We start from the raw sequence: 24,625 nt of genomic DNA, 5'->3' as shown, positions 1-24,625 counted from the left end.
TAGATAAAACTGCAAATAATGGGTTAAGGGATTAGCGGATAAAGTTCTAATCTGTTGTTTGTGATTCTGATGGTCAAGCTTCAAAAACTCGCTATGCAGGGCTTTAAATCGTTCTCGAAAAAGACAGCAATCCCATTGTACCCGGGATTTAATGCGGTAATAGGCCCAAACGGCAATGGAAAATCAAACATAATAGATGCTATTGTATTTGTTCTTGGCACATCATCAAGAAACCTGCGCGCGGACCGCATGCAGCACGTCATATACAACGGCGGCCACGGCTCAAAGCCTGCAGATGCTGCCATTGTTTCTCTTGTTCTTGATAATTCTGACAAAACTTTAAAGGATCAGGGTGACCTTGTTCTCATTTCGCGCAGAGTCAATCGCCGCGGAAATTCAGTTTACCGGCTTAACGGAAAGGCCGTAAACCGCAGAAAGATACTTGATTTGATGGGTGAGGCGCACATAGATCCCGAAGGGTATAACATAATCCAGCAGGGAGATATAACCGGCCTTATAGGCATGAAGCCGAAAGAGCGCCGCGAAATAATTGATGAGGCTGCAGGAATCAAAGAATACAACGAAAAAAAGACAAAGGCTTTGAAGGAGCTTGATACCGCTGAAAGAAATGTAAGCGACGCTGAACTTGTCATGGGCCAAAAAAAAGAATTCCTTGACCGCCTAAGGCTGGACCGCGATGCGGCGCTAAAGTATAATTCAATTATAGAAAAAATGGATCTTGCAAAAGCGACTCTTGCATTCACGCGCGTAAAAGGCGTTGAAGGCGCGCTTGAGAATGTATCGAGGAACCTGCAGATAAAGCTGGCAGAACTCGGCACTATCGGAGGCAATGTCGATACTTTTGACAAGGATCTGGAGGCGCTTGAGAAGCAGGTTGATGCATTTAATGCCGAAATACTTAAGAAAAGCGTTAATGCCGGCGCAAGAAAGAATGTTGAGGAAATACGCTCAAAGCTTCTCAAAAAAGAGGGTGAGATAGAGGCCAATCGCAGAGAAGTTGACCGGCTTGAGGAAATGATTGCAAAAATCAACCAGATAAGCCAGAGCCACAATCCGATGGGTGCTGCAAACGCATCCGTAAGCGCAATCATGAATCTTCGAAAAAGCGGCGTTCTTGGAAGTATTTCAAGCATCTATCGGACTTCGCCGAAATATGAGGCGGCTATTGAAATTGCACTTGGAGGGCACATGAATGATGTCGTCGTCGATTCGGAGTCTACTGCAATTGAGTGCATAGATTATCTTAAAAGCCACGGGCTTGGAAGGGTGAGATTTCTTCCGGTAAGCCGCCTTAGGCCCGCGGTATTTTCAGCAAAGGCAGAAGTCGCCGCGAAAATGCCGGGAGTCATTGATTTTGCGCTCAACCTGATAAAGTTTGACAAAAAGTATGAGAATGCGTTTGGCGACATATTGCGCGACACCCTCGTTTCCGAGAATGTAGAATCCGCGCGAAAAATAAGGGGCTTAAAAACAGTGACACTTGAAGGCGAGCTTTTCGAATCAGGAGGAGCTATTGTCGGAGGAACTTTGAGGTTGAGGCGAAAAGTGTCAACACAGCAGGATTCGCAGGAAAAGCTTGTTGATGTCAGCGCATATGAAAAAGAGCGCGATGAGCTGGAGGAAGAAATCACTGCGCTTAAAAAAGAGATTGGCGCGCTTAATATTCTTCTTGAAGAAAAAACAGCCGGCGAAAAAAATGAATCAAACGATGTCAAGGCGCTTGAGCGCGAGCGCGAGGCTGTGCAGTTTCAGATAAGCGAAATGAAGCGCACACGCCGCTCAAAATACGAGCAGAGATTGAACCTTGAAGCCGAGATAAATGAATTGAAACTGCAAAAAGCGCGCCTTGAAACAGAGCTTACAGGCCTTATGGTTGATTATGAGCGATACAAGCAGAGAACCGACCTTGTCAAGGCAGATCCTAACAAGCTTGAGCGCGAAATCAGGGATTGCGACAGGCAGCTGCGTTCCCTTGGCCCTGTCAATCTTAAAGCAATTGAAGAATTTGACGCGCTTAACAAGGACTATGAAATATTCAAGGAGCGGTTTGACAAACTCAAGGGCGAGAAGGAATCCATAATCAGCATGATTGCGCAGATTGAGGAAAAGCGAAAAGTAATTTTTATGACTGCGCTTAATGCGATTTCCGAGGAATTTTCGAAAGTTTTCCGCGATCTCATAAGCGGGGATGCGGAGCTATTGCTGGAAAATCCGAACGACATAGAGTCAGGGCTTTTGATAAAAGCGCAGCCAATGGAAAAACGGCTTCTTTCAATCGATTTGCTTTCCGGCGGGGAAAAGACAATGACTGCTATTGCTTTTCTTTTTGCGATACAGCGATTTAGGCCGTCGCCGTTCTATCTGCTTGATGAGATTGATGCCGCGCTTGACAAGACAAATGCGTCAATAGTCGGAGATCTTTTGACGAAATATGCAAAAGAGTCGCAGTTCATCGTTGTTTCTCACAGCGATGTCACTGTGAAAAAATCAGAGCGCGTCTACGGCGTCACAATGCAGAAAGGCGTTTCGCAAGTGTTTGGCGTTGAGCTGAAAGAGAATGGCATGCTTGAGGCCAGGAAATAAATTATAACCCGAACTGTTAAAATAATAACATTAATGAATGAATCAGCCAATCTATAAACGATGTTATGGGATTTAGGTAATTCAATATATAATGTCCTGTAGCAATTATTGGCTCCCTGTTTTCTGAAACGTTTTCGTTTTCTTCTAGTTTTGTCTTTATTTCGGGTGCGTTTATTTCAGAGTTGTTGTCTTTTATAATTGATGCATTGTCTTTTGCTTTTGAAGAAATGTTTTGCATCATTGAAGTATTTTTGTCGCTTGTTTTAAACGAAACAGAAGCATTAGTGGCATTTGTGATGTTTTTTGCTTTTATAATTATTCCGCCACCCCAACCACCTCCGCCACTTTTTTGGATTTCATGTTTTGCGGGTGCTGGGCATGCACCGGCGTCAGCAGGGCAGCTCGCGCATGTTTCTCCAGAATCGATATTTCCGTCATCGCAATAAGGCAAAAGTTCGCCAAGAACAAATGAAGAAAATGAGCTGATATTTGAGCACGATTGGTTTGTTGTTGTGTTCACAAGCGTTTCAAGCATGCTCCAGTTTCCGTTTTCGCAAAGGCCTGCGCACCTGAAGTTTTTCGCGCGCGAAATATTCTGAAAGCCATTTGCGTGATATGTGTAATTAAGGCAGACCGTGGCTGAGGATATGTTGAAATCAGGGCTGAACGAGAATGCATTCTCTGTGAAGCGATATCTTGTGGTATTTGGGCTTGTTGCAGTAACATTTGAAAAGAATATCTTTAGTATTTCGTTTTGTATGAATTCTATGTCGCTTAGAATTATCGTGAATGTTTCATTTTTTCCATGCGCCTCAATTGCGTAGTTGCCTGAGTCAAAAGATTTATTTTTCTCTTCTGATAATGCATAGAGCTTTCCGATTTCGGTGTTTTCGCGCTTAATCAGCAAAGTTATAGTTTCATCTCCTGAAGAATTCAATAATAATATGGATGAGGCATTTGCAAAGAATTGTTCGCTTGCGTTTGATGTGTGGTTCACGGCATCTTTCGCAAAAATCATAATTTTGTATTCTCCAGAATTTGATACATTAGTGAAAACCGCGGTGTATTTTTCTCCGGAATGTGATTGATTAATTGATTCTGAAATATTGTGGTGTGCTATGAATATTTCCGATTTTACGGAGGATAGGTCTGTAATTGAGTATGTGATTGTGATATTTTGCCCAGTATGCACGTAAGTGGGTGAAAAAGTAATAGCCGTTATTTCAGGTGGCGCCAAGTCGACCGCAATTTTTCGAGTTTCTATTGAGTTTGAATTTCCTGCTTTGTCAAAAACCGTTGCGGTGAAATAATATTCGCCTTCTGATGACGCCGTCCAGTTCACGAAAAGCGCGCTTTCATCAGCAGTTGTTGTTGAATTGACAAGTTCGGAAGAATTGAAAAGAAAGAAAGTTGCGTTCGCAAAGTTTGTTTCGTTTATTGACAGATTCGCGAAAATCCATTGCTTGTCCAGAAAGCTGTTGTTGGCATCGCATGCATCCGAAAAATATATTTCCGGCGGAATTGTGTCTGTTGTAAACCAAACCGTTGCATGTGCCAGTGCTACTGCGGAATTGTTTCCGTAGACCGTTAGATTATGTAATCCGTCTGTAAGGCTTGCCGAATAGTTTTCAAAATTATTGCAGTTCTGGCACGCGCTGATATTGCCGCCATCATCTATTGAATAGTTCATCCACGATATTGCGTTTTGAGACGCGATTATTCTTGCATTGTTTGTATTTAGGAATGTTCCGTTTTCCGGCGAGCTTATAGTTATTGTAAGCGCTACAAGTGCGTTGTATGCTGAAAAAACATCAATTCTCGAGAAATTTATTTTTGCACCTACGGTATCATTTATTTGTTTTCCGGTTGCATTAAGCAGGCTTTTGAAATACTGCGGCGTTTGCAGAGTTCTATAAAGCTTTTGATATGCTTGTGAAATAAGCGCGATTGCGCCGGAAACATGTGGTGTTGACATTGATGTGCCATCCATTGCCCTCTGGCCGGAATTTAAATATGTGGATGTTATGCTCACTCCCGGTGCGGCCAGAATATCCGGAAATCCTATGCCGCGCTCGGCAAATGAAGCATAATTGCCGCTTTTCTCAGTTGCTGTTACACGTGTCGCATTTTCTATGCATGCGGGAGATGACACGCCGGAATAGCCTGTTGCAATACCTCTATTTCCTGTCGCTATAACAACGGATATATTTTCTGCAGCTGCGGAGTTTATCGCTTCTGCAAGAAGCAAGTTATCGGCGCCAGCATTATCGCAATATTTGGGGTAGGTTACGTCCCCTCCAAGACTCATGCTAATTGCAGTTATATTGAATTTTGCAGAGTTGGCAATGCACCAATCAATTCCTAAAGCAACATCGGATTCTGAACCTGATCCACTTGAATCAAGAACTTTTATCGCGACAATTTTTGCATCCGGAGCAACACCTTTTAAGCTTCCATTTGCTGCAACAATGCCCGCAATATGAGTGCCGTGCCCATGGTCGTCCATAGGGTTGCCGTCGTTATTCGCAAAATCATACCCTCCAATCACTTTTGAGCAGTTGCCTGAAAGAAAAGACTCGCTTGTGCATCCACCCAAATCGGGATGCGTGTAATCTACGCCTGTGTCAATTATGCACACGCTTGTTCCTGCGCCGGTGATGTTTGTTCCTTCGATTTGCTTGGCCCACACGGAATTCGCGCTGATTAGCGGAACGCTATCTGAAAGAAATGCATGCATTTTTCGGTCTTCGGATATTGATTCAACGCGCGAGTCAGAAGCCAGCGCCTGGAGGTCTTGCAGGCTTACATTTGCAGCGAAAAAATCCGAGTCGCCGCGTTTTAGGATTCTTTTGCTGTTCAGAAGCGCGCCTAACTTTTCAGGAGCTTCTGGATTTGCCGCATTTGCAGCTGTTGTTAGTTTCGTATTTTTTTGAGGCGCGCCTTTCATTTTCATTATGACTTGCACAGTCCCATCAGGAGATGCCGATGCTTTTTCAAAAAGCGCGCCAATCTCATTTTTCTTTAAATCGTGCTGCTCTGCGGCATGTATCGGCGAAAGCATAGCCAACGTTATGAAAAACAGGATTGCCGAAAATATAAGGGTTGTGGCGCGCATAGAACTATTTGTCGGTTTAACATTATTAAATAAATAATATCTGTTTGGCGGCAGTAATTCGTCATTTATAGTCTGTAAGGCACCTTTTTTTCATCTCCGCATACACCGCATTTTCTGATTACTTTCTTTTCTTTTGATAAAAGCCGCACGGTCAGGTTATTCCCGGGCACAAGATAGCTGCCGCAGTTTTTACAGAATTTGCGGCGCAGCTCAATCGGAATATGTATGTTAAACTTTTTTGCGATGTCGCGCGCAATCTCGACATATCTGTTCGAAAGCTCGGGATGAAGCGCGAATTCGAGTTGGGCGCGCGAAAATAATATATCTATCCTTTCATTTGCTATTTCGATAAGTTCAGATGGCTTGCGGCGGCTGCGCTTTATGAATCGCTTCTGGCTTTTCATATATTACATTCTGCAAAAGAGTTAATAAAAGTTAAAGTACTATGATAATGCATGTTTGATTCGTTCAAGAAAAAGCTTAGCGCGGCAATAAGCACAATTTCTGACAAGATTGCGGGCAAAAAGAGCCCTGAAGAGGAAGTTAAGAAAGAAGATCTGGCGCAAAAAATCGAAAAGAAAGAAGAGCCGGTTCAAAAAATTGAGAAGATTGCTCCGGCAAAACAGCACGTGTCTAAGCCGGCCAAATCTGAAAAATCCATTAAATCAGCTGAAGCTCCGAAGCAGAAGCCTCATGCAGAAGAAAAGCCGGAAAAAGCAAAAAGCATAGAGCCCGAATTACCGGCTACTCAGCCGGAAATTGTGCATGAGGAACTCGAAAAAGTTTCTGAAGAAATTGAGATCAAACGGGAAGAGCCAAAAACTGAAGAAAAGAAAGGCTTTTTTTCGCGAATAACTGGTGCGATAACAGAGACAAGAATATCTGTAGAATCTCTTGATTCTGCGCTTTGGGACATTGAGATGGCTCTTCTTGAAAATAATGTTGCGTCTGATGTTGCCTCAAAAATATGTTCTGACATAAAGCAGAAACTTGCCGGAAAATCAGTCAAGCGCTCTGCAGTTGAGAAAATCATAAAGGACAGCGTTCTTGAAAGCGTGCGGTATGAGCTTGATCAGAAGCCTGTTGATATTGAAGCCGCAATAAAAGCAGCAAGAAAGGAAAAGAGGCCGTGTGTTATTATGTTTGTCGGGTTCAACGGCTCCGGAAAAACAACGAATATTGCAAAGCTCGGGAGCTATCTTAAGAGTAAAGAATATACCTGCGTTTTTGCAGCCGCCGATTCTTTCAGGGTTGCAGCAATTGAGCAGCTTGAAGAGCACGGCAGGCGCCTTGGAATTCCTGTGATAAAGCACAAATACGGCGCAGATCCTGCCGCAGTTATTTTTGATGCAGTCGCGCATGCAAAAGCAAAAGGCATTGATGTTGTTCTTGCAGACACGGCAGGCAGAGTTCATACAGACAGCAACCTGATAGGAGAGTTAAAGAAAATTGTGCGCGTGAATGCGCCGGACCTGAAATTCCTTGTTGTAGAAGCAATAGCAGGAAACGATGTCATTGAGCAGGCGAAAGTTTTCGACGAGGTTGGCCTTGACGGCGTGATTCTCTCAAAATGGGATATTGACGATAAGGGCGGAGCGTCTCTTTCTGTTACGCATACTTTGAAGAAGCCGATAGTCTTTCTTGGAACCGGCCAGAATTATGAGGATTTTGAGAAGTTTGATTTGAAGAAAGTGATGGAAAGCGTGATTTGATGAAGGAGAATCCGTTATCAAAATTTGGAACTTTTGAACCGAATACTCCTGCAAAAGCGTTCGTATGGTTCAATTTTATACTCTTAATAGTATCGGGATTCATGAAATCTATTGATATGATAATAATATCAATAATCGGAATGTTGTGTTCTTATTATTTATGGATTCTAGAAAGAGCTTATTATCCGGTCACACAAATACAAGTGATGCACGGAACTGCTGTTAATTATATGGGATTTTATTTTAGTAGTATAAAACGTACTTTGTTATTTTATGGAACTTCGATAATTGTATATTTAATCTTACGATATTACCTACTTCCGACGTGGTTTAGTAGGTATATCTTTTAATAATATATTGAGATATTTATACGCCGCATATATAAATCCGACAGAACAATATATGTTTCATATGCTCCCCAGTCTTGTATCGGGACTTCGGTCCTGAGCAACACTGGGCTAATTTTTCTGTTTTTCTTTTCTTAGAATATTTGAAATATAATCATCAAGGCACACTGATGAATTGCATACGTTTTTCAGATAGCTTGAGCAGCTTATTCTGAAATATGCGGTTTCTACTTTTTTGCCGAGCTTTTGGGCTTTCAGTATTGCAGGCACAAAATCGCCGTCGCCGCTGACGATTATTGCCGTATCATAACGATTCTCATAAGCAAGCGAAATCAAGTCCGTTGCAAGATGAATGTCATCGCCTTTTACAGTGTATTCCACCTTGTTATTCGGAAACTTCATCTTTTTTAGCCTGCACAAAACAACATGAAAGTCAGGTATTCGCCTTAGTTCTGCGAAGAATTTTTGCTGTTTGTTGTAAATATCTGCGTTATACTCTCTGTCCAAAGAGGCGTTATAATAGAAAATACATATCATTAGCCTCTCTTTTCTCAGGAAATTTATCAGAACGCGAAAATCGATTTCATTATCGTGCAAACCGAAAGAATCTTTTACACTATGATAAAGGTTACTTCCGTCAATAAATATTGCTACGCGTTCTCCTTTAGGTCTGCAATCATCTTGTTTTTTTCATATATTTTTCGTAGACTTCAAGTTTATATATTCAAAACGTCATCCGACGTACATTTCTTCTTTTTTCATTGAAGTTATATATACTGGCAAAAGTACAATAATTTACAAGATGTTATTTTGATAAAATCATAATCAAAGGAGGCGATTTTATGGCTAAAGAAAAAGCAGATGTTAAAAATGAAGAATTTATGGAGCATGCGAAAAAAGACGCCAAAATGGCAATGGATATGGCAAAGGCAAAATTCAGGGAAGCTGAAAATGCCGTTGATGAGGCAATACATAAGGATCCAGTGCATGCGGCGATGATTGCTGCAGGAATCGGGGCGGCCATTGGCGCGGCAGTAACACTTGCGGTGATGAGGAGAAAGAAGAAAGATTAGTTGCGAAGCTTGACTATGGGATGATGTGCTATGCCTGAAAAAAAGAGCGGCGGATTTAAGAAAGCTATTGAGGAGCGCATAGCCGAATATCTAAAAGAATCCGCTTACTCTTTCCTTTCAATGCTTAAGAGGCGCATTAAACAATATGCCTTATCGATGATGCTGGCAGTTGCATCGCTTGTAGTAATCATTTACGGCATCGGCACGCTCATGGGATATCTAATTCCAACGCTTGTTCCCGGAACAAGCCACATAATTGTGGGGCTATTGTTTCTTTTGGCTGCGAGAGCTTATTCAAAAAAATAGTTTTTCGCGCCATTGTATCAGCTATATATTTCTTTTAGACAAATAATTAATCGATATTATGGCTTCTAAAAACACAAATGTTAAAGAGCTTCTGAAAAAACTTTCCGAGACCGTCGGCGTTTCCGGTTTTGAGAGTGAAATCCGTGAAGTTATACGGAATGAAATTAAAGATTATGCAGATTCTGTTGAAACCGATGGCATGGGTAATCTTATTGCAGTTAAAAAGGGAACAAAAGCAGGGCCGAAAATAATGCTTTCAGCGCATATGGATGAAATCGGTTTTATAGTGAAATATATTGATCGGGACTATATTAATTTCACTCCGATTGGAGGAATTGACGACAAAATACTTCTCTCAACGCCGGTTGTGATACATTCTTCAGGAAAGAAACTTTACGGTGCGATAATGGCAAAGCCTCCGCACCTTCAGGAAAAAGAAGAGCGCGAGCGCCCTGTAAAAATGAAAGAAATGTTTATTGATGTCGGAATGCGCCTGAACAAGATGCCTGACAAGGACGGAAAAACAGAGCTTGAAAAGCTTGGCGTAAAAAAGGCAGATCCCATATCGTTTGATTCGCATTTCCGTGAGCTTCAGGGCGACTTTGTCTCCGGAAAGTCTTTTGATAACCGTGCGGGGTGCGTTACCGTGATTGAGGCATTCAAGCAGCTGAAGGACTTTTCAGGCACAGTATGTGCTGTTTTTACAGCGCAGGAGGAAGTGGGCTTGAAAGGCGCGCGTGTAACTGCATTTAAAATCAATCCCGATGTCGCGCTGAATGTTGACACCACAATCGCGGGAGATTTGCCGAATATAACGCCGCAGGAATGCTCTGTTGAGTGCGAAAAGGGTCCTGCAATAACGCTTCTTGACGCGCAGGGACGCGGACTTATAACAACTGAAAAAGTCAGGGAATGGCTTATAGAAACCGCAAAAAAGAACAATCTGAAGCACCAGATAGAGCTTGGCACAGACGGCGGAACAACTGATGCGACATCAATTACACTTACGCGCGAAGGCATCCCGACAGGATTGATTTCGATTCCGACGCGCGGGCTTCATTCGCCGAGCGAATGTTTAAGCATAAAAGACCTTGACGGCGCGATTGAGTTTACTGTTGCTGCGGTTAGGAGCGCCGGGCAGTATTTCAAGCCAAAGGCTTGAAAGCCGAGAGCGTTAGCGAAAGGATTTTAAAGGGAAATAATTGTAAATTTTTTGGAATCCGCAAAAAATATATACTGTCCGTAGGGATCTCATGAATGTTGTAAAGATTAACGAAAAAGACGTGCAAGCACTTTCAAGATTGGCAAAACAGATAATTTTTGAATCTCCATATTACTCAGATCTTGCAAAAAGAGAGTGTATGCACGATTTTCTTATCAAAAAGATTAAAACAGACCTGAAGGATAAGACTGTTTTATTATTGGCTGCAAAAACTGATGGAAAAATGGTCGGATTTATACGGGGCTACTTTGAAGGCGGAATTGCCAGCGGTATCTTTTGGTTTCAGTGGATTTGCATTGATACTGCTTTTCAAAGAAACGGCATAGCTAATAAAATGCTAAATTATCTAACAAAAAAGGTAAAACTGGCTTATGGTACACATAAGATTGTTTGCGTAATCCGTCCAGAAAATGAGGCGTCTATTTCATTATTTAAGAAAAATAAGTATCAAAAATTAACAACCTTAAAAAAACATTGGTATAAAGAAGAATTTCTATTGTGGTATAAGGACATATAATCTGCAATAGAACAGAACATATCGAGGTCGGTTTATGGCAAAATTAGAAAAAAAGATAGCGTTAAACCCAAAATATATTTCATTGGTTCAAAGGCCTTGCTGTTGCTGTGTTACTTCTTTGCAAATGATACTTTATAGGCGAGGCTTTGGGCTTTTTGATCAAGAAGAACTGGCAAAATATTTCAAAATAAAGGTCAGCAAAGATGATGCAGATTCTTTTAATGTGAAGTTGGGCGTTTATGCCACATCAAGTGACGGCGGCATGAAAACTACTGAATCTGAAAAAATTATAAATCAATTCTTCAAAGAGAAAAAGATTCCTTTAATAGCGAAGTCCTTCAGGGCTTCAGATATACTGGACTTGGAAAAGTTCATATCGGATAATTTATCAAAAAACAACGATCTTTGGATAGAATATGAAACGTTTAAGGTTCACAAAAAACCAAGCTCAAAAAAGAAATGGTTTCTGCCCGAATGGATGGCAGGTCATGATAATGTGATTGAGAGCATTAAAACCGAAGAGCAAAAAACAATAGTAACATTAGTCGATCCATTTTGGTATAATAAACCGAGAAATGAAGCGTTTATTGAGAAAATATGGGATGGTCTTATCGGTTTTATAGTGATTTCTAGCAAAAAAAGTAACTAATTTTATAAAATTCCACTTTTTAAATCTTCTAAATAAATACCCACCGGATTAGAAACTCATGGTGCGTTTATGGTATTCAAAGAACTTAGAGCCAAAGTATCTGAAAAATTAATGGTTATCTTTTTGGCGGAATAAAAGAAGAAACGCGCAATCTTCTTGCATTCTATAAAAACGAATGCGGAGCGGATTTCAGCGATTTGCCTCTGAATGTTCTTGCGGAGGATGTGCGTTTAAATTTAGGTTCCCTATCGAAAACATTTGCATTTACATACGGCGGCAAATTTCACGATTTGATTACTAAAACTTATGAGGAGGTTATATCAGGTATTGACCCTCTCGATAGAATAAGTCCCAAACACACAAAAGTGCAAACGTATATCAAAAGCATTTTGAAAAATAATGACGGTAAGAACAATTAGTGAGGATTTGTTTAATCAGTTAGGTGTTTTACTCCGTTTTTTGTCAAAACCACCGTATCTTCAATTCTTATTCCGAATTTATCCTTAAAATACAGTGCAGGCTCAATAGTAAAAACCATGTTTTCTTCAAACCGCGCGTCTTTAAACGCCGGATTTTTCGTCAAGACAGGATATTCATGTACATCCAGGCCCACGCCGTGGCCGAGGCTGTGAAAGTTCGCAAAGCTTTCTTTTTTATATCCTGTTTTTTCAAGAAACTTCTTTGCGTAATTGAATGCGTCAATGCATTTTATACCCGGTTTTATGAAGTCCGATAGCTCTGCAACAAGATTTTCAAGTGTTTCGTGCGCGCGAATCATATTTTTGTCATTTCCGAGCACAAACGTGCGCGTGAAGTCAGAATTGTAAAAATTCCAGCGCGCCCCGATATCCGCCATGACGATTTTATTGTATCTTTCGCCGCATTCAAAATAATGTATGTTTGCCGAATTCGCGTCTCCGGCAACAATTGGCTTGAATGCTATTTCTGCGCCATTGTTTATGATTTCCGACTTTATTTTTTGGACCAGCATATTTTCATCGCCAGAGCCGGCGCAGTTTTCCGCCACCTTTAGCGCTTTTACAGTGATTTGCGAGGCGCGCCTTATATTTACAATCTCTTCGGCGTCTTTTATCGCGCGCAGTTCAATCATTTCGTGCGAAATATTTTTAAATGAACAACCATTGCCGAGCTTTTTTTTCATATCATTCCATCGGCTGAAAGAGAAATTGGCATCAACGCCAAGGCGCTTTATATGCGCAGATTTCAAGAATTTATCAAGCGCGCCTTTTTTTGAAGGGATGATTGTTTTTATCAAACTTTCTTTTTCCGCGCGTCTAGGCTCTCCTGTGAAAAGAATCTCATCTTTTTTTGTGACGATAACTGTATGCGGCCATGAGTCAAAGAACCCGCTTAAGTAGTATGTGCTTTTTGAAGAAAGGTCATTGTGTGACTCGCCGGAGAATAAGATGGCCGCATCAAGGCGCTTTTTGGAGATGATTGCGCGCAAGCGCTCAATCCGTTCTTCGTGATTTTTTTGTTCGCGCATGTTTATACCTCAAGTACTTATTTTAGATTTTTTCTTAAAACTTCAACTAAATTATCAAGCATTTTCCGGTTTATGAGCAGATTTTCATATGTTTCTCTATCGTCTTCTGCGCTTTTTATCAGTCCTGTTTCTGTATTTTTTAGTTCGGTGAAAATTTTCTCATCAACGCAAGAGATTAGTTTAATCTTTAGTTTTTCGCAAGCATCTTTCAGCGCAATAAAGCTTTCTGATGTCGGCTTCATGTATGAAAACACAGCCGCGTACTTGTGCGCCGCAAGATACTTCTTAATCCTATTTTGCGTCGCTTCGATATATTCTTTCTTTATCTGCGGCGTCTCAAGCCATTCCTGCCAGTCGTAGTGCGCGAAGGGATACTTGTTTTCGAATTCGCGCGGGATGACTCCGGGATTTGAAATCATGATTTGATGAATCAGCGGATACTGGCGCAGTTTTGTCAGGTGCCGGAGGATTTCGCGGTGCGTCTTTGACTGGGAATACGGTTTTCTGAAGCTGCACGGCAGGAACAGCGCGTATTTTTTACCTTCGGGGATTTCGTAAAATCGCGAAAGGTATTCCTGCCAGACATTGAAATAAGGGTGCATGATGTATTCGTTGCCGACGCCGACAAGCTTTTTCTGCAGATTCTCAGGGAATTTCGTATATGTGATATAATCGTCGAAATAGATATTGATTTTTTTATTATTTTTGTACTTTTTTACAAGCGCGTCAAATTCTTTTTTGTTAAGGGGGTGCCACAAGCCCTCAAGCCACATTTCAAAAAGCGGCGAGTATCCATATGCAAAGGCGTTGATTATTGCGATTGAATCTGAGTGCTTGAGCGAGTAATTCACGGACTTATCGAGTGATTCAGCCACATTTCCGACAAAAGGCAGATTTGCCATAAGGTAGGTTCTGACGCCAAAACCTGTTTTTCTGATAACTTTTTCTGCGCGTTCATATTGCGCAAGAGTCATTCCTTTCTGTATTTTTTTCAGAACTGCATCGTCTGCTACTTCAAGGCCTATTGCGAAAGTCAGCTTAGGTGTATTTTTTCCAAGTTCTTCAAGTTCATGTTTTAGTTCATTTAGCTTCATTTCAGTCACGTGCTCTGCGCGGCATTCTACAATAAGCTCTTTTATGCCTGTTTCTTCGCATTTTGAAAAAAGAAATCGCCGCATTTTTGCCGAAATCTGCGCTTCATCAAGAAAGCTTCCGGAATTGAAAAATTTCAGCGTATCGATTTTTGTGCCATTGACGGCGCGCTCTATCCGTTCCTTAAATACACTTAAATCAAGCATTGGAACTTTTTTTTCAATCATTTCATTTCGCATTGGATTGAAAAGCTTGCCGCGTTTAGCGGCATGATTTTTTCCAAAATTGCAGAAAATGCATTTGCCCCACGAACATTTTCCGGATTCTAGGATTATGACTTTCTCAGAATGTTTGGCATCGGCACTCATAATGTTGTATTATATAAACATTATTATTAATAATCCAGTTATTATGTTTGAAATAAAGGCTCGCTGTGCATCAGGCCGCGTCGGCAAGTGGACTATAGGAAAGCACGCAATAACTACGCCAACACTTGCTGTTGTCGTCACGCCGAATTCGCGCATCGTTTCAATTGAGGATATCAAAAAAATAGGGGCCCAAATCATAATTACAAACGCATATATTATGAAAAACTCTGAGCACGCAGAAGAAATCGAGAAAAAAGGCGTGCATAAATTCTATGGCTGGAACGGGCCGATATATACGGATTCAGGGACATTCCAGATGTATTCGCAAGGGAAGTTCGAGATAACTCCAGAGGAAACCCTTGAGTTCCAGAAAAAAATAGGTTCTGACATCATTACTCCGCTTGATTTGTTTACACTTCCTAACGATTCAAAACAAATCGCGCGCGAAAAGCTAAAAGAAACGCTTATTCGCCTCAAAAGCGCAAGGGAAAATGTCAAAGACCAGCTTCTTTGCGGCCCTGTTCAAGGCGGCGCATTTATGGATTTGCGAAAAAAAGCCGCTCTTGAAGTCTCAAAAATAAATCCTGATGTTTTCGCGGTCGGCGGAATAGTTCCATTGATGGAACAATACCGCTTTTCAAAGCTTGTCGATTCAATACTTACTGCGAAAATGAATCTTGATCCATCGAAGCCTGTTCACGCATTCGGGGCAGGGCATCCGATGATATTCTCGCTTCTTGCCGCAATAGGCGTTGATTTTTTTGATTCTGCAGCTTATGCAATATTTGCGAGGCAGGGAAGATACCTTACGGTCAATGGTACAAGAACCGCGAGTGAACTTCACGAGCTTCCTTGCTCGTGCCCAGTGTGCAGCGAAAATAGCGCGCGTGAACTCGTGGGCGACGCCTCTTTGCTTGCAAAACACAATCTTTACGCAACATTTGAGGAAATAAGGACTGTGCGCGAAGCGATTTATGACGGAGGTCTTTGGGAGCTTGTAGAGCAGCGCATCCGAAGTCATCCTGCGCTTCTTGAAGCATATTCTACACTAGGGAAATACCGTAAGTTTATCGAAACAAACGAGCCTGTTTCGCCGGGCCACGCATTCTTTTATCTTGGAAAGGAAAGTATGCAGCGACCCATTGTTTTTCGCGTGAAGGACAAGCTTAAGCAGGCGGAGTTTCCAAAGACATCTGAGACATTTAATTGGCTTGGAATAAAAGTTCCATTAGGGCTTAAAATGGTTTATCCTTTCGGCCAGTCGGTTGTTCCAAAGCACAGGAAATCAGGTACAATAAAACCGGTAGAAGCCGCGCGCCAAATAATTGCATACCAGTATGGCATAAAGCTTTCGCGCGCAAAAAAACTGATAAAAAGATATACTGAAATCGAGCTTTCAAGAAATACCGGGCGTCTCCAAAGGATAAGTTATAAAGGCGCGCTTCTTGGAACATTCAGGGATTCAGACGGATACTTCATTCCGACATTCATGTTTGCAAAAGATATTCTTAAATACCTTAAAGGCACGTACGTTGTTCACGTGAACAAAGATGTAGAGCAATTCGTGCGTGAGGGAAAGAATCTTTTTTCTAAATTTGTTGCTTCTGCGGATGAACGGATACGTGTGGGTGATGAGGTTTTTGTTCTCGGAAGTAAAAATGAGCTTCTTGCAACAGGGACGTCGATTTTTAATTCACGTGAAATGGCTTCATTCATATATGGGGTTGCAGTTGATATTCGACATTCAAATAAATTCTTGAATTAACTTTATGCATTATTTATCACTTCGATGATTTTTCGGCCTATTATTTCAGCGTTGTTGTTGTATATTTGCACAACGCCATTTACACATACACTTTCGCCACGAGATATGTTTTCTGTCTTATACCGTTCGTTTTTAAAAAATATGATGCGTGCCTTTGAGCCGTTTTCAGCAATAGTCATAAATGTTGTCCCGGTTTGTGAAACGCTTTTTGATTTCACAATTCCGCACGCCATTATATTTTCGCCTGCGAGCTTGCTGCCGAGTTCAGAGAGGTTCACGCGTTTTGCATCAGCCCCATAATCAATGGCAGTGATAAGTGAAATTCCAAGAATTGAGACTGCAATGCATGTAATTAATATCTTTTTTGTTGTATTTGTTGTTGCTTCCATAGTTATTCACGCAAGTTCACGTTCTTGGCTAAATGAATTGATTCTATTACAATGTATTCTGGGCCGTCGCTTTTCAATATGCTTTTCATTATTTTAAGTTCGCTTACACGAAATTTAAGCGGCTCTATTCCCTTTTTGTTGATGTTGATTATTTTTTTGCCTTTGCTGTCCGGGTTTAGTCTTGCAGCAGTTATATGTGCTTTAAAGCTGCCATGCTCATTTTCAAGCATAAGTGCCTTTTTCAGTTCTTCGTATAGCTTTGAAAGTGTTATGTTTTCATCAAGCGTTATCCATATTATGCGCGGAAATTTTGCAGGAATTGGCTCTATTTTTGAGAAGATGCATTCGAAACTGCAAAATGATTTTGCTATTTCAGAAACTTTTTTGATTATTTCACTAAGCGTCTTTTCATTGATTTCGCCAAGAAATGCCAGTGTTATGTGAAGATTTTCTTTTTTCGTAATGCGGAAATCGTAGCCCGTGCTTGTGTTTTTTATTCGCATCATATTTTCGAGAATGTATGATTTGTTTATGTCCGGAACATCTATTTCTATAAAGCAGCGCATAAATTCACATCCATATGGTGGGTTAGGGGTGTGTTGTTTTTAAATTCACTCATCATTCACTTTTGTTAATGTTTGTTCACGCAATAATTCGTGAAACTGGCTTTATTTTTATTGTTGGGCAAAACATATATAAACTTTCACGTGAACTTATCTAATAGGTTTTATGTTGTCTAAAGCATCTTTATGGTTCTCAGAACACAACTGGACTAAAAACCCGTTTACTCTTGATATTTCTCATTCTTTGTTTGTTGGGCGCACAGACCAGCTCAACACAGTTGAAAACAGCATTGAGGAGGGGCAGAAATACATTATTATTACAGGACCTACGGGAGCGGGAAAAACAACCCTTATGAAATATCTTGCCAATAAATACGATTGCTTGTATATTCCAAAGCCGCCAGTTAAAAAAGAAGAACTTGTCTGTATTTTAAAGTCGAATATATTATACCCGTCGATTTTTCACAGGCTTTTTGATAACAAATCAATTGATGCGTTCAATATTTCCGAGCACTTGAACAATAAGCTGAAAGGCAAAAGAACCGTGATATTGATTGATGAAGCACATGAAACTGATATTGAGATGCTCGCATGGCTTCGATCCATTATTGAACAGGTTAACGGCGTGACTCTTATTCTTGCAGCGCTTCCAAAACTTAAGGAAGAGCACCTTAAGACACTTGAGACGTTTTCGCAGCGTGTGACAGCTGATATAGAGCTTCGGGCATTCAGCAAAGATGAGTCAGTCGAGCTTGTCAAGAAAAGAATAGTGAGCGTTGGCGGAAGAACTCTTGAGCCTTTCACGCTTGATGCTCTCAATGAAATCTATGTCTTAAGCGGCGGATCTCCACGCGAAATACTTAAGGTCTGCAATAATATAGTGCACAAAGCAATAGAAAAAGGAGCTTCAATAATTGATCGTAGTTACTTAAGTGATTTTACAAAACCGGAAATTACTGATTCCGGATCCGCGATGATTGATAGTGCAGACGGAATCGCTGACGCGCTGAATATGCTGACTGATAAGCAGATCAGAATAATCGAACTCGTGGGGCAGAACGGGCATATGACGCCGTCAGATATTGTCAAAAAGACATCAGATATTGAAGGCTCTGCCTATCAGTCTGATGCACATGCTTTGAGAGCGGTGAATAACATACTTCGCAGGCTTGAGAGGGATAGAATCATAATACGCGAAAGAAAGGGCAGAACCTATAGATATTTCATATCTCCAAAATACAAGAGCCGATTTGTTAAAGCATAATGTGCATGCTTAATACTTGCGAATTTATTTGAACTGGCGTGAAAGACTACGTGTTGATTATGGATTACTTCTCGTTTATATGGATTCTTGCATTTGTCGTTTTATCATTGTTTCTTTTAAGCATAAGGGCATTTGATGTTACCGCAACTTTGGTCGCCTTTCTTTTTGGCATAATCATACTAAAACTTCAGGGAATTCAGTGGTTTATAGTCCTTTTTACATTCCTTATCGTGTCTCTTTATGCCACTTTTTATGGCCGTATGAAGGCACATAGAAAGCCTCATGAATGCAGAGGTGTCGATAATGTGATTTCAAATGGCCTCGTAGCATTTATGACAACTGTCTTTTCGTTTCCTTACGTATTTCTCGGAAGTGTTTCTGCGGCTCTTTCAGATACATTGAGCTCAGAAATAGGAATCCTTTCAAAAGAAGATCCGCGTATGATAACAGATATTTCAAAAGCTGTTCCGCCAGGAACTAATGGCGCAATCAGCATTATCGGAACACTTGCAGCTGTAGGCGGAGCAGCCATAACAGCCACACTTGCAGTTATTTTTGCGCCATCATTTCTTCCTGCAGAGCAGACGATTCTTTTTTATCCTAAATTAAAGCTTTTCCTTTCGGTTCTTGTCGGAGGGTTTATGGGTTCTATTGCCGACAGTTTTCTCGGCGTTCTTGAAAATGAAAACCTTATGACAAACGGCTCTGTAAATTTCATGGCAACGCTTGTAGGCGGGCTGATAACTACCGTGATGATGTATTTTCTCTGATTATTACACAGGTTTATTAACTTTACTATGCAATAAGTAAGCAGTTAGCGATTAAATTAGTGATTCTATGGCAGAAATAAAAGTTCGCGGAAGAGAGCTTGTTGGAAAAGTCGTCGTAAGCGACGAAGCTGGAAAGAAATTCGGTAGAGTTGGTGACGTCAGCTTTATTGCAGATACGGGAGAGCTTATGAATCTTTTGCTTATCGAGCCTACAAAGGCAACACAAGATCTTCATCTTCAGCAGGATGAGCAGAGCAGGCATCTTATTCCTTTCAGCGCCGTTAAGTCTGTAGGGGATTTTGTCATCGTAAGCGAGAAGGAAATATTCTAAATGCTTAATGAATGAGTATTCGGAACAACAAGCGCTGTACCTGAAGCATTTGAATAACGTTGGTGATTTTAATAATTGATATTCTAACTCTTGTAACGTCAACTCTTGGCTCTGTCTTAAATGTGATGTTCGCTGCTAACTTGCTTGCTTTTGGCATAATTACCGGAATTCTTGCAAGAGTTCTTGGCAGCGATATGTTTTCAGGTTTCAAAGCCGGTGCGATAAATTATCTCATTATGAAACTTGGCATCGCTATTTTACTGGCATTTTTAGGCGCAATAAACTCGTGGGTTGTTCTTGGGATTAATTTTGGATTATCCGCATACATAATAATGTCATTCACAAGATTGGATGCGATTCGAAGCATTGCAATAGCCGTAGCATCGAATTATCTGACGCCTCTTTTCTTTTCGATTATGTTTTCGATGATTCGCTAATTATTTCGTTGGCTTCCTCAGTAAAACGCCTTTAAATGCAATTAAATCCGGTCGCTTGCGCTCTCGGCTTTAAAATGCCTAACTGGCATTTTAAATTCCAAAAACCATTTTTGCATTCTTTATAATCTGTTCCAGAATTCTTTCCTCAGGCAGTTTCTTTGCTTCAGAAATTTTCTTTATCACAATCTCCGTGTTCCAGGGCATGTTGATTTTGTGCTCGGGATCAAGATATGGCGCGTCAGTTTCTACAACCATTCGCTCAAGCGGGCAGTCGCGCGCAAGTTTCTTCGCAGATTTAGAAAATGCAATTGCAGTAGAAAACGAGATGTAGTATCCCCGTGCAAGCGCTCTTTCCATTACTTCCCGCGAGCCTGAGAAGCAATGCATTACAACTGCCTTCAAATTATGCTTTGAAAGGATTTCAACCGCATCTGATTCAGCATCCCATGAGTGAATCACAACAGGAAGATTCAGCTCTTCAGCCAGTTTAAGCAGTTTTTCAAATCGCTCTCTTTGAAGAACGCGCTCTTTATCGTCTTTTATCCAGTGATAGTCGAGACCAATCTCTCCGATTCCGACAATTTTCTTTGCGCTTTTGCGGATGAATTCAAGTTCATCTGCAAACTCATTTTCAGAATGCTTTACGCAATCAACCGGCTGCAAGCCGATAACTGCATATATGAATCCGTTATGCTTTTCAGATAGTGTTATTGCGCCACGGTTCCACTGTGGGTTTGCTCCTGCAACAATTAGAAATTCCATTTTTTCTTTGGCTTCTCTAATCACTTCATCGCGATTAGGCGTGAATTTTTCATGCTGGAGGTGGCAGTGGATGTCAATATATTTCATAATCCAACCTTTTTCAATAAGCTCTTGCCGCATAAATGCTTTCTTTAGCATCTTTTCCGCAATACAAACACTTTGATTTTGGCTTGACTTTTTCATCAAACGGCAGAACGCGCATTGTTGCTCCTGTTTCTTCCTTTATTTTTTCCTCGCATTTGCCGTCACCGCACCATGCGACATTTACAAAACCACCGCCATCTTCAACAACTTTCTTGAATATTGCGTAGTCCTTGACTTCGGTGATGTGCGTTTCAAGGAATTTTTTTGATTGAGCTAAAAGGTTGCTTTGTATGCTTTCAAGCGCGATTGATACCGCATTTTTCAGCCCTGCGATTTTTACAGATCTTTTTTCTCCGGTGTCGCGGCGCGCAAGCACAACTTCTCCGTTTTTCAAGTCGCGCGGTCCGATTTCGATGCGAAGGGGCACTCCTTTTAATTCCCATTCGCTGAACTTGTAACCCGGGGAATACGCATCGCGCGAATCAAGATGCGAGCGGACTCCTGCTTCTTCAAGCGAGTACTGTATTTTTTCTGCTTCAAGAATCACTTCATCTCTTGTCTTTTCGAAAAGTATCGGAACAATTACTGCTTGAAGCGGCGCAATTTTTGGAGGCAACACAAGCCCTTTGTCGTCGCCGTGAACCATTATGATTCCGCCGATGAGCCTTGTCGAAATTCCCCATGACGTTTGCCATGCGTATTTCTTTTTCTCGTCTTTGTCGACAAACTGGATGTCAAAAGCCTTTGAGAAATTAGTGCCCAGCTGGTGCGAGGTTCCCATCTGCAAAGCTTTGCCGTCAGGCATTATGCTTTCGAATGTTGTTGTGTAAAGCGCGCCGGGAAATTTTTCGTTCTCTGTCTTTTTGCCGTAAACTGCCGAGATTGCAAGCGAATTTTCAGCAAGGTCTTTGTAGACTTCAAGCAAAATTGTCTTGACTTCTTTGTCTGCATCCTCGCTTGTTGCATGCACTGTGTGGCCTTCCTGCCAGAGGAATTCGCGTCCGCGCAAAAACGGCCTCGGATTCTTGAATTCCCAGCGCACGATATTGCACCACTGGTTTATGAGCAGGGGCAAGTCGCGCCATGAGCGCACCCATTTTGAATAAGAAGCGTACATTATTGTTTCTGAGGTCGGCCTGATTGCAAGGCGCTCTGCCAATTTCTCATTGCCTCCCTGCGTCACCCACGCGACTTCAGGAACAAAGCCTTTTACATGGTCTGATTCTTTTGTAAGGAGTGATTCCGGAATCAGCAGCGGGAAATACGCGTTTTTGTGCCCGAGTTTTTTGAGTTTCTCATCCACAATTTTTTGGATATTTTCCCATATCGCATAAGCCCATGGCCGCAGTACCATGCATCCTGAAACAAGCGTGTAGTCCGCAAGCTCTGCTTTCTGGATTACCTGCGTGTACCATTCGCTGAAATTCTCTCTCTTTTTGACTGTAATTCCTTGGTCTTCGGACATAATAATCATTCCTTGGAATATATTTTATTGTTTTTTATTTTTAAAAGCCTATCCTGATATAAATAGGTGTTTGCGCAAATATATTCTATGCCGAAACCGGAAAAAAAGGAAATCGTAGACGTTCCTGTGAATGCAGTCTTTGGCAAGGCCGAAAAGCTTCGCAAGGAAGTTCGAAAAAACATCGGCAGTGCCATTGTTGCGGCATTCGCATTCATAATCGCGCTTGTCTGGCGAGATGTGATAACAGAAGCGGTTGACAAGCTGATTATTGATTTCGGTCTGGTTGGAGATACTTACAACATCCGGCTTATTGCAGCGTTCCTTACAACAATAATCTGCGTTGTGGGAATACTTTATTTTTCAAAATGGAGCGAAAAGCCTGTGGAGAAGAAATGATTGCATCATTACTTTCAAATGTTGAAACTCCGCACGAGAGTCGCGGAGCGAGACTTTGAAACGGCTTAAAACCAGAACAAGCCGCGGACTTTAGTCCGCAGTCGCAAAGCGGTTTTATGACTTCAAAACCCTCAACCTGCGCTTTTAATTCGCGCGCCTTCTGATTTTTCTCGAATAACCAATGCCATCTATTGAATTGATAAATATAATCTGCATTTTCGGTTCACATTCTTTACTATTGTCTCATATAGTAAAAAAACAGTGTAAAAATGAGAAACTTTATAAACAAAAATACCCCTATATTTTACTATTCCTGAGCAAAGCTCAAGATATGATGCTTTGTACCAAGCTTTTCAAGCGTTGCTTGAAAAAGCCTTGAACGAGCGAAACGACTGAAGTGAAATTATATGGCTGCATTAACAAAATACGACGTGCTTCTTTATCTGTCGCAGATGGAGGCGCCGGAAAAAAGCGAATTAATCCGGTTTTTGAAAGGAAACATTTTATTCGAGAACGTTTCGGAGCGCGCGATTTCCAAAAAACTTAGCGAGCTTAAGGAAGATGGCTTTGTAATTGGCGCAAAAATAAACACCGAAAATCCAAAGGTGTCTGATTGCATGGCTTTTTTATATTGGGCAAAACTGAGAGAAAAAGACTACCGCGCGCTGCTTGATGAAAAATCCGTGCTAATATTCAAAACGCTTTTTGAACGCGGCTCTTTGGAACTGAAAGATTTGATGGCCAAAACAGGGCTTTCGAAACCAACGCTGTTTAAATACATCAAAGTATTGGATGAAAGCGGATTTCTATCCACCCTAAAAAAGAAGCCGATGCTGCTTAAGGCAAATCTTACTGACTTGACATTTTTCTACGCGCAATTTCTGGACATGTCTTTTAAGGCGTTTGAGCGGCAATTCGACACATCAACTATTCCACAGATACATTCAAAGAAGCTTGTAAGCGCCACAATAAGCCTTCATGTGCATTCTACCACAGTAACAGAAGGAAATACTGCAACAGAAGATGATGTGGAGCGGGTTTTTGGCGACTTTCCTGTAAAATTGACGCCGCGGGAAGTAACTGAAATATTGAATGCAAGAAGCGCGATAAATGAGCTTTTTTTATTGCTGGATAACGCAGACAATAAAATAAAAAAGCTTCGAGTCATGAAAATCAAAGATTTTCAAGCTTTCGATCCCAATGAATTTGGTGAATGGCTCAAAATGAGCGAAGACGAACGAGATGATTTCTTAATCTGCAAAAAAGATGTTAATATAGAAGATATTAAGCAGATGCACCGGATAATGATGACGAATATTCTTGAGCGTCCCGGTGAGTTTTACTACGGAACCAAAAGAATTGCGGGCTTCAATACAAAACTGCCGTCATCAAAACTGGAAATTGATTTTAGCATGGCTGCGCTCATAAATTTTACGAAGAAACCGTTAAATCCTGTTGTCCTTGCATCAATTGCGCATTTTGTTTTTGCAAGCATACATCCCTTTGCCGACGGAAACGGCAGGATGGCGCGATTGCTCCATTCATGGATTCTATTAAAAGCCGGATTTCCTTTGTTTGTTTTTGACCCTAAAAAAAGAAACGAATACTTCGGATTTCTTGAAGCCGGAAGAAGCGGAAGCATTGACGGATTCATAAATTTTTGCATAATTGAGCACAAAAATTCGCTAGAAAAGATAATGAAAAAATAGTTCGCATAATGCGCGAATTGTTTATCACTCCTTCAATTTCCTCCTAATCTCCTCAAGCCTTTTTTCAATGTCGCCGAGATCGTCATTTTTGGCAGCAGGATTTTGAAGTTGTGTATCTCGCGCGTCCCCTGAAACAATCTTTTTCGGGGATGCGACTCGCGCAGGCACAGAATAATTT

23 protein-coding genes are annotated in these 24,625 nt (G+C 41.2%); 14 read left to right on the top strand and 9 right to left on the bottom strand.

The genetic code is table 11. From position 1 onward, the window contains the following. Positions 1–69: 69 nt before the first annotated feature. On the top strand, positions 70–2,604 hold the full coding sequence (locus KKB09_03190; GenBank protein MBU4300202.1) for a chromosome segregation protein SMC: 2,535 nt from the start codon (positions 70–72) through the stop codon (positions 2,602–2,604). A gap of 16 nt (positions 2,605–2,620) precedes the next feature. Here KKB09_03190 and KKB09_03185 read toward each other — a convergent pair whose 3' ends face one another. Both KKB09_03185 and KKB09_03180 read right to left on the bottom strand, forming a co-directional pair. Further along, positions 2,621–5,719 carry a S8 family serine peptidase gene (locus tag KKB09_03185; protein ID MBU4300201.1) on the bottom strand — a complete coding sequence of 1,033 codons (3,099 nt, stop codon included), beginning with the start codon at positions 5,717–5,719 and terminating at the stop codon, positions 2,621–2,623. A 65-nt stretch (positions 5,720–5,784) separates the two neighbouring features. Further along, positions 5,785–6,123, bottom strand: coding sequence for a ribonuclease P (locus tag KKB09_03180; GenBank protein ID MBU4300200.1), 339 nt, complete (start codon positions 6,121–6,123; stop codon positions 5,785–5,787). Between the two features lie 51 nt (positions 6,124–6,174). Between KKB09_03180 and ftsY the strand changes: the two genes are divergently transcribed. Next, a complete protein-coding gene (ftsY, locus tag KKB09_03175) occupies positions 6,175–7,431 on the top strand; it encodes a signal recognition particle-docking protein FtsY (protein ID MBU4300199.1) in 1,257 nt (418 codons plus the stop codon). A gap of 458 nt (positions 7,432–7,889) precedes the next feature. Here the strand turns inward: ftsY and KKB09_03170 are convergent, their stop codons facing one another. Continuing rightward, entirely contained in the window at positions 7,890–8,426 is a 537-nt protein-coding gene (locus KKB09_03170; protein MBU4300198.1) for an NYN domain-containing protein, read from the bottom strand. Positions 8,427–8,620: 194 nt separating this feature from the next. Between KKB09_03170 and KKB09_03165 the strand changes: the two genes are divergently transcribed. From KKB09_03165 to KKB09_03145, 5 genes are all read left to right on the top strand, one after another. After that, entirely contained in the window at positions 8,621–8,851 is a 231-nt protein-coding gene (locus KKB09_03165) for a hypothetical protein (GenBank protein ID MBU4300197.1), read from the top strand. Positions 8,852–8,881: 30 nt separating this feature from the next. After that, complete coding sequence (locus tag KKB09_03160) at positions 8,882–9,157, top strand: hypothetical protein (protein MBU4300196.1); 276 nt, start codon at positions 8,882–8,884, stop codon at positions 9,155–9,157. Positions 9,158–9,215: 58 nt separating this feature from the next. Next, positions 9,216–10,319 (top strand): M42 family metallopeptidase, encoded by a 1,104-nt coding sequence (locus tag KKB09_03155; GenBank protein MBU4300195.1) that lies wholly within the window; start codon positions 9,216–9,218, stop codon positions 10,317–10,319. Between the two features lie 91 nt (positions 10,320–10,410). Next, entirely contained in the window at positions 10,411–10,896 is a 486-nt protein-coding gene (locus KKB09_03150) for a GNAT family N-acetyltransferase (protein MBU4300194.1), read from the top strand. A 34-nt stretch (positions 10,897–10,930) separates the two neighbouring features. Beyond that, positions 10,931–11,545 (top strand): hypothetical protein, encoded by a 615-nt coding sequence (locus KKB09_03145; GenBank protein ID MBU4300193.1) that lies wholly within the window; start codon positions 10,931–10,933, stop codon positions 11,543–11,545. A gap of 430 nt (positions 11,546–11,975) precedes the next feature. Here the strand turns inward: KKB09_03145 and KKB09_03140 are convergent, their stop codons facing one another. Both KKB09_03140 and KKB09_03135 read right to left on the bottom strand, forming a co-directional pair. Beyond that, on the bottom strand, positions 11,976–13,052 hold the full coding sequence (locus KKB09_03140; GenBank protein ID MBU4300192.1) for a Xaa-Pro peptidase family protein: 1,077 nt from the start codon (positions 13,050–13,052) through the stop codon (positions 11,976–11,978). A gap of 17 nt (positions 13,053–13,069) precedes the next feature. Further along, the gene (locus tag KKB09_03135) at positions 13,070–14,512 is read right to left on the bottom strand and encodes a DUF5591 domain-containing protein (protein ID MBU4300191.1); all 1,443 of its coding nucleotides are present in this window, start codon (positions 14,510–14,512) and stop codon (positions 13,070–13,072) included. A 43-nt stretch (positions 14,513–14,555) separates the two neighbouring features. On the opposite strand from KKB09_03135, the gene tgtA reads away from it, so the two are divergent. Then, on the top strand, positions 14,556–16,277 hold the full coding sequence (tgtA, locus tag KKB09_03130) for a tRNA guanosine(15) transglycosylase TgtA (protein MBU4300190.1): 1,722 nt from the start codon (positions 14,556–14,558) through the stop codon (positions 16,275–16,277). Positions 16,278–16,279: 2 nt separating this feature from the next. On the opposite strand, the gene KKB09_03125 is transcribed toward tgtA, so the two are convergent. Both KKB09_03125 and thpR read right to left on the bottom strand, forming a co-directional pair. Further along, positions 16,280–16,666: an OB-fold nucleic acid binding domain-containing protein gene (locus KKB09_03125; protein ID MBU4300189.1), complete on the bottom strand. Its 387-nt coding sequence runs from the start codon at positions 16,664–16,666 to the stop codon at positions 16,280–16,282. 2 nt (positions 16,667–16,668) lie between these two features. Then, positions 16,669–17,232, bottom strand: coding sequence for an RNA 2',3'-cyclic phosphodiesterase (thpR, locus tag KKB09_03120; protein ID MBU4300188.1), 564 nt, complete (start codon positions 17,230–17,232; stop codon positions 16,669–16,671). Between the two features lie 163 nt (positions 17,233–17,395). Here thpR and KKB09_03115 point away from each other — a divergent pair, with 163 nt between their 5' ends. The 4 genes from KKB09_03115 (at position 17,396) to KKB09_03100 (ending at position 20,031) form a co-directional block, all read left to right on the top strand. Then, positions 17,396–18,493, top strand: coding sequence for an AAA family ATPase (locus tag KKB09_03115; GenBank protein ID MBU4300187.1), 1,098 nt, complete (start codon positions 17,396–17,398; stop codon positions 18,491–18,493). A gap of 59 nt (positions 18,494–18,552) precedes the next feature. After that, positions 18,553–19,263 carry a DUF92 domain-containing protein gene (locus tag KKB09_03110; protein ID MBU4300186.1) on the top strand — a complete coding sequence of 237 codons (711 nt, stop codon included), beginning with the start codon at positions 18,553–18,555 and terminating at the stop codon, positions 19,261–19,263. A 67-nt stretch (positions 19,264–19,330) separates the two neighbouring features. Next, entirely contained in the window at positions 19,331–19,594 is a 264-nt protein-coding gene (locus tag KKB09_03105) for a PRC-barrel domain-containing protein (protein ID MBU4300185.1), read from the top strand. Between the two features lie 62 nt (positions 19,595–19,656). Continuing rightward, entirely contained in the window at positions 19,657–20,031 is a 375-nt protein-coding gene (locus KKB09_03100; GenBank protein ID MBU4300184.1) for a hypothetical protein, read from the top strand. A 90-nt stretch (positions 20,032–20,121) separates the two neighbouring features. Here KKB09_03100 and KKB09_03095 read toward each other — a convergent pair whose 3' ends face one another. Both KKB09_03095 and proS read right to left on the bottom strand, forming a co-directional pair. Next, positions 20,122–20,880, bottom strand: a complete 759-nt coding sequence (locus KKB09_03095) for a TatD family hydrolase (protein ID MBU4300183.1) — start codon at positions 20,878–20,880, stop codon at positions 20,122–20,124. 13 nt (positions 20,881–20,893) lie between these two features. Further along, on the bottom strand, positions 20,894–22,342 hold the full coding sequence (gene proS / locus KKB09_03090; protein ID MBU4300182.1) for a proline--tRNA ligase: 1,449 nt from the start codon (positions 22,340–22,342) through the stop codon (positions 20,894–20,896). An 87-nt stretch (positions 22,343–22,429) separates the two neighbouring features. Here proS and KKB09_03085 point away from each other — a divergent pair, with 87 nt between their 5' ends. Both KKB09_03085 and KKB09_03080 read left to right on the top strand, forming a co-directional pair. Further along, positions 22,430–22,738: a hypothetical protein gene (locus KKB09_03085; protein ID MBU4300181.1), complete on the top strand. Its 309-nt coding sequence runs from the start codon at positions 22,430–22,432 to the stop codon at positions 22,736–22,738. 407 nt (positions 22,739–23,145) lie between these two features. Next, positions 23,146–24,447, top strand: coding sequence for a Fic family protein (locus tag KKB09_03080; GenBank protein MBU4300180.1), 1,302 nt, complete (start codon positions 23,146–23,148; stop codon positions 24,445–24,447). The last annotated feature ends 178 nt before the right edge of the window (positions 24,448–24,625 follow it).

Source organism: Nanoarchaeota archaeon, assembly GCA_018897155.1.
Taxonomy (GTDB): Archaea; EX4484-52; EX4484-52; order EX4484-52; family LFW-46; genus LFW-46.
This window is presented reverse-complemented; position numbering and strand designations above follow the sequence as displayed.

What these genes read in the sequence shown, in the direction of transcription:
- KKB09_03110 (MBU4300186.1), top strand. Translation starts at nt 18,553, where the DNA reads ATGGATTACTTCTCGTTTATATGGATTCTTGCATTTGTCGTTTTATCA.
- KKB09_03190 (MBU4300202.1), top strand. Translation starts at nt 70, where the DNA reads ATGGTCAAGCTTCAAAAACTCGCTATGCAGGGCTTTAAATCGTTCTCG.
- KKB09_03185 (MBU4300201.1), bottom strand. Translation starts at nt 5,719, where the DNA reads ATGCGCGCCACAACCCTTATATTTTCGGCAATCCTGTTTTTCATAACG.
- KKB09_03125 (MBU4300189.1), bottom strand. Translation starts at nt 16,666, where the DNA reads ATGGAAGCAACAACAAATACAACAAAAAAGATATTAATTACATGCATT.
- KKB09_03150 (MBU4300194.1), top strand. Translation starts at nt 10,411, where the DNA reads ATGAATGTTGTAAAGATTAACGAAAAAGACGTGCAAGCACTTTCAAGA.
- tgtA (MBU4300190.1), top strand. Translation starts at nt 14,556, where the DNA reads ATGTTTGAAATAAAGGCTCGCTGTGCATCAGGCCGCGTCGGCAAGTGG.
- KKB09_03140 (MBU4300192.1), bottom strand. Translation starts at nt 13,052, where the DNA reads ATGCGCGAACAAAAAAATCACGAAGAACGGATTGAGCGCTTGCGCGCA.
- KKB09_03155 (MBU4300195.1), top strand. Translation starts at nt 9,216, where the DNA reads ATGGCTTCTAAAAACACAAATGTTAAAGAGCTTCTGAAAAAACTTTCC.
- KKB09_03180 (MBU4300200.1), bottom strand. Translation starts at nt 6,123, where the DNA reads ATGAAAAGCCAGAAGCGATTCATAAAGCGCAGCCGCCGCAAGCCATCT.
- KKB09_03095 (MBU4300183.1), bottom strand. Translation starts at nt 20,880, where the DNA reads ATGAAATATATTGACATCCACTGCCACCTCCAGCATGAAAAATTCACG.
- KKB09_03165 (MBU4300197.1), top strand. Translation starts at nt 8,621, where the DNA reads ATGGCTAAAGAAAAAGCAGATGTTAAAAATGAAGAATTTATGGAGCAT.
- thpR (MBU4300188.1), bottom strand. Translation starts at nt 17,232, where the DNA reads ATGCGCTGCTTTATAGAAATAGATGTTCCGGACATAAACAAATCATAC.
- KKB09_03080 (MBU4300180.1), top strand. Translation starts at nt 23,146, where the DNA reads ATGGCTGCATTAACAAAATACGACGTGCTTCTTTATCTGTCGCAGATG.
- KKB09_03105 (MBU4300185.1), top strand. Translation starts at nt 19,331, where the DNA reads ATGGCAGAAATAAAAGTTCGCGGAAGAGAGCTTGTTGGAAAAGTCGTC.
- KKB09_03135 (MBU4300191.1), bottom strand. Translation starts at nt 14,512, where the DNA reads ATGAGTGCCGATGCCAAACATTCTGAGAAAGTCATAATCCTAGAATCC.
- KKB09_03085 (MBU4300181.1), top strand. Translation starts at nt 22,430, where the DNA reads ATGCCGAAACCGGAAAAAAAGGAAATCGTAGACGTTCCTGTGAATGCA.
- KKB09_03145 (MBU4300193.1), top strand. Translation starts at nt 10,931, where the DNA reads ATGGCAAAATTAGAAAAAAAGATAGCGTTAAACCCAAAATATATTTCA.
- KKB09_03160 (MBU4300196.1), top strand. Translation starts at nt 8,882, where the DNA reads ATGCCTGAAAAAAAGAGCGGCGGATTTAAGAAAGCTATTGAGGAGCGC.
- ftsY (MBU4300199.1), top strand. Translation starts at nt 6,175, where the DNA reads ATGTTTGATTCGTTCAAGAAAAAGCTTAGCGCGGCAATAAGCACAATT.
- KKB09_03115 (MBU4300187.1), top strand. Translation starts at nt 17,396, where the DNA reads ATGTTGTCTAAAGCATCTTTATGGTTCTCAGAACACAACTGGACTAAA.
- proS (MBU4300182.1), bottom strand. Translation starts at nt 22,342, where the DNA reads ATGTCCGAAGACCAAGGAATTACAGTCAAAAAGAGAGAGAATTTCAGC.